4 protein-coding genes and 2 pseudogenes are annotated in these 4138 nt (G+C 65.6%); 3 read left to right on the top strand and 3 right to left on the bottom strand.

Features of this window, described 5'->3' with window-relative positions; translation table 11 throughout:
- From B4A72_RS05920 to B4A72_RS05910, 3 genes and pseudogenes are all read left to right on the top strand, one after another.
- Positions 1-396: pseudogene (locus B4A72_RS05920) on the top strand (cytochrome b); the annotation flags it as partial.
- Between the two features lie 351 nt (positions 397-747).
- A complete protein-coding gene (locus B4A72_RS05915; RefSeq protein ID WP_292959177.1) occupies positions 748-1509 on the top strand; it encodes a cytochrome c1 in 762 nt (253 codons plus the stop codon).
- A 110-nt stretch (positions 1510-1619) separates the two neighbouring features.
- The gene (locus tag B4A72_RS05910) at positions 1620-2525 is read left to right on the top strand and encodes a PfkB family carbohydrate kinase (RefSeq protein ID WP_292959160.1); all 906 of its coding nucleotides are present in this window, start codon (positions 1620-1622) and stop codon (positions 2523-2525) included.
- Here B4A72_RS05910 and phoB read toward each other — a convergent pair.
- From phoB to B4A72_RS05895, 3 genes and pseudogenes are all read right to left on the bottom strand, one after another.
- On the bottom strand, positions 2510-3199 hold the full coding sequence (gene phoB / locus B4A72_RS05905) for a phosphate regulon transcriptional regulator PhoB (protein WP_292959161.1): 690 nt from the start codon (positions 3197-3199) through the stop codon (positions 2510-2512). The two genes, B4A72_RS05910 and phoB, sit on opposite strands and share 16 nt — an antisense overlap.
- 4 nt (positions 3200-3203) lie before the next feature.
- Positions 3204-3929: a phosphate signaling complex protein PhoU gene (gene phoU / locus B4A72_RS05900; protein WP_414692198.1), complete on the bottom strand. Its 726-nt coding sequence runs from the start codon at positions 3927-3929 to the stop codon at positions 3204-3206.
- Between the two features lie 17 nt (positions 3930-3946).
- A pseudogene (locus B4A72_RS05895) lies at positions 3947-4138 on the bottom strand (phosphate ABC transporter ATP-binding protein); the annotation flags it as partial.

Below are 4138 nucleotides of genomic sequence, written 5' to 3'. Positions count from 1 at the left end.
TCGGATGTCTGGGTGGTGCAGCTGGTCAACTTCCTGTCCTTCCGCATCATCGACGCCAAGTTCTTCGGCGTGCTGGCGATGTTCGGATCGATTCTGGTCCTGGCGCTGGTGCCGTGGCTGGACACCAGCAGGGTGCGTTCGGGCCGGTACCGGCCGCAGTTCAAGTGGTGGTTCTGGATGCTGGCCGCCGACTTTGTCATCCTGACCTGGGTCGGCGCCCGTCCGACCGAGGGGATCTATCCGCTCATCGCGCTGGCCGGTGCAGCCTATTGGTTCGCCTATTTCCTGATCATCCTGCCGCTTCTGGGCGTGATCGAGAAGCCCGACCCGATGCCGGCCACGATCGAGGAAGACTTTCTCGCGCATCACGAATCACCCACGCGCATGGCCGAGTAAGGAGAGCCACGAATGACCATGAGAACCAGGACGCTCACGGCCGTTGCGGCCCTGACGATCTCTGCGGCCGGCTTCGCGCTGGCGCAGGACGGCTCGACCACCCGGACGGTGCCGATGAACCAGCCCGAGTCGGCCCAGCCCGCGCCCCAGGGCGGCACCACCTTCGTGGCCACCCCGGAGAAGGGTACGGCCGCGGATGCGGGTGCGACGGCCGCGGACCAGCCCGCGACCCCGCAGGCTGCTGCTCAGCAGCAGGCCAACGGCGGAACCGATGCCGGCACGCCGGCCGGGACGGAATCGGCGGCAGCACCGGCAGCGGCTGATGAAAATGTGGTGCAGGCCAGCGAACCGATCGCCGGAAACGAGGACAATCAGGAAGCCCTGTCCGAGGGCGGCAAGATCGAGGACATCGCCTTCAGCTTCGAGGGGCCGTTCGGCTCGTTCGACCAGTTTCAACTGCAGCGAGGGCTTCAGGTCTATACCGAGGTCTGTTCGGCCTGCCACGGCCTGAAACTCGTCCCGATCCGCACGCTGTCTGACCCGGGCGGTCCCGGGCTGCCCGAGGACCAGGTCCGCGCCTATGCCGCCAATCTGACCGAAATCACCGAGCCCGACACGGGCGAGTTGCGGACGCGATTGCCCACGGACAATTTCCCGACCGTCACCGGCGATGGAATGGGGCCGGATCTGTCGCTTATGGCCAAGGCGCGCGCAGGTTTTCACGGACCCTATGGCACCGGGATCAAACAATTGTTCAAGGGCGCCGGCGGACCGGAATATATCCACGCGCTTCTGACCGGGTATACCGGCGAGACCAAGGAAGAGGCCGGCAGCACCTTCTATCAGAACAAGGCGTTCTCGACTGGCTGGGTCAGGATGCCGCCGCCGCTTTCGGACGATGTCGTGACCTACGAGGACGGCACACCCGCGACCGCGGACCAGATGGCCCGCGACGTCTCGGCCTTTCTGATGTGGACCGCAGAGCCAAAGATGATGGACCGCAAGGCGGTTGGCCTGGTCTCGGTCCTGTTCCTGATCGTGCTGACGGCACTGCTGTATCTGACCAACAAGCGACTTTGGGCGCGCCACAAGGGCAAGCATCAGCCCGGCTGATCGGCCCGGTCCTTTCGACTCCGAAGAAGCGCGCCCCGACCGGGCGCGTTTTTTCGTTACTGGACAGGCCGCGGCACGCCGGCAAGACTTGTCATCACGGAGGATACGACATGGCGATCTGGAATCTGGGCTCGATCAATATCGACCACGTCTACCGACTGGACCGCTTGCCCGGGCCGGGCGAGACCCTGGCATCGACCGGGCATTCGCTTGGCCTTGGCGGCAAGGGCGCGAACCAGTCGATCGCGGCGGCGCGGGCGGGGGCGATGACACATCATCTGGGCGCGATCGGGGCCGGCGACGACTGGGTGATCGAACGGCTGCGGCATGCCGGCGTCTGTCCTGCGGCGATCCGGCAGCTGGACGCCGAGGTGACGGGCCATGCGATCATCCTGCTGGATGCCCGGGCCGAGAACATGATCGTCATCCATCCGGGCGCCAACACGGCGCTGAAGGCGGCCGATATCGCCGCCGCTCTGACCGGGATCGGGCCGCGTGACACATTGCTGATCCAGAACGAGACGAACGGCCAGACGGATGCCGCCCGCATTGCCCGGCGGGCCGGCGCAAGGGTCATCTATTCCGCCGCGCCCTTCGCGGTCGAGGCGGTGCGCGCGGTGATGGAGCATGTGTCGATCCTGGCCATGAACGAGGGCGAGGCGCGGCAGCTTTTCGACGCCATTCCCGGAGATCTGCCGGTCGAAGGCCTGCTGATCACGCGCGGATCGAAGGGCGCGGAATATCGCGATATGAAAGCCGGAACGACCATAGTGCAAGAGGCTTTTCCGGTGGCCCCGGTGGACACAACCGCCGCGGGCGACACTTTCGCGGGCTACGTCGCGGCGGCGCTGGATCGCGGCGACGGCATGGCCGAGGCGCTGCGCCTGGCCTCGGCCGCCGCGGCGTTGAAGGTCACCCGGCCGGGCGCGGGCGACGCAATTCCCCAGCTTGCGGAGGTTCTGGATTTTCTCGGCGACGGCGGACGGGCCTTTGCCGGGTCTCAGCCCAGGGCATAGCCCGTGCCGCGCACCGTCCGGACCGGATTGTCGCCGCCATTGACCATCAGCGCCTTGCGCAGGCGGCCGACATGAACGTCGATGGTGCGGGTATCGACGTAGATGTCGCGCCCCCAGACCCGGTCCAGAAGCTGTTCGCGCGTCCAGACGCGGCCCGGCTTTTCCATCAGCGTGGACAGCAGCCGGAATTCGGTCGGACCCAGATGCAGCGGCTGGCCGGCGCGAAAAACCCGGTGTTCGCCCGCATCGAGGATGATATCGGCAAAGCTCAGCCTTTCTCCCATCGTCGCCGGACGGGTGCGGCGCAGCTGGGTGCGCAGGCGCGCCATCAGTTCCACCACCGAGTAGGGCTTGACGACGTAATCATCCGCCCCGGTCTCCAATCCCCGGACGCGGTCGGTTTCCTCGCCGCGGGCCGACAACATGATGATCGGGATGGACCGGGTGCCCGGATCGGCCTTGACCTGACGGCAGACCTCGATGCCCGACACCCTGGGCAACATCCAGTCCAGCACCATCAGATCGGGCTGTTCCTCCTGCACCAGCAACAGCGCGTCCTCGCCATTATCGGCGACGACCACGTCGAATCCCTCGGCTTCGAGGTTGTATTGCAGAACCTCGCGCTGCGCGCCTTCATCCTCGACCACCAGAACACAGGGGGTTTGTCGGCTCATCGGCTCAACCTCCGCTGGTCGCGCCGGCCTGGGCCGGAACGCTGCTGGATTTCGGCCGCGCCTCATCGGGCAATTGCCCGGTCACGAGATAGATCACCTGTTCGGCGATGGAGGTCGCGTGATCGCCCATCCGCTCGGTGTTCTTGGCGATGAAATGCAGGTGCATGCAGGCCGTGATGTTGCGCGGATCCTCCATCATGTGGGTCAGGAATTCGCGAAACAGCGCGTTATACATCTGATCCACCTCCAGATCGCGCTGACGCACATCCTCGGCCAGGTCGGCATCGCGGCGGATATAGCTGTCCAGCGCATCCTGGACCAGCGAATCCACGGCCTGCGCCATCCGCCGCAGGGCCAAGCCCGCGCCGTCGATGGCCGGCATCTGGGACAGGACATGGGTGCGCTTTGCCATGTTCTTGGCATAATCGCCGACCCGTTCCAGCGACGCGCTGATCTTGATGACCGCCAGCACCATGCGCAGATCGGTCGCCGTCGGCGCGCGCAGGGCGATCAGCCGGGCCGCGTCCTCGTTGATCTGTGCTTCCAGCGCGTCGATCGCCTTGTCACGGGCGCGAACCTGTTCGGCCAGTTCCTCGTCGCGGCTTTCCAGCGCGGTGGCGGCGTCGGCGATGGCGCTTTCGACCATCCCGCCCATCTTCACCAGCTGCGCCTGGATCGCTTCGAGATCGCGGTCGAAGGCCGATGAGATATGTCTTTCGCGGTCGATCATGGGATCCTCCTGGGGCGTCAGCCGATGCGACCCGAGATATAGGCCTCGGTCCGCGAATCCTGCGGTTTGGTGAAGATGTCGTCGGTATCGCCATATTCCACCAGATTGCCGAGGTGGAAGAAGGCGGTCTTCTGGCTGACGCGCGCGGCTTGCTGCATCGAATGGGTGACGATCACGACCGAGAATTCCTGCCGCAGCTGGTCGATCAG

The sequence above is a fragment of the Paracoccus sp. UBA5162 genome (assembly GCF_002413585.1).
GTDB lineage: Bacteria > Pseudomonadota > Alphaproteobacteria > Rhodobacterales > Rhodobacteraceae > Paracoccus.
This window is presented reverse-complemented; position numbering and strand designations above follow the sequence as displayed.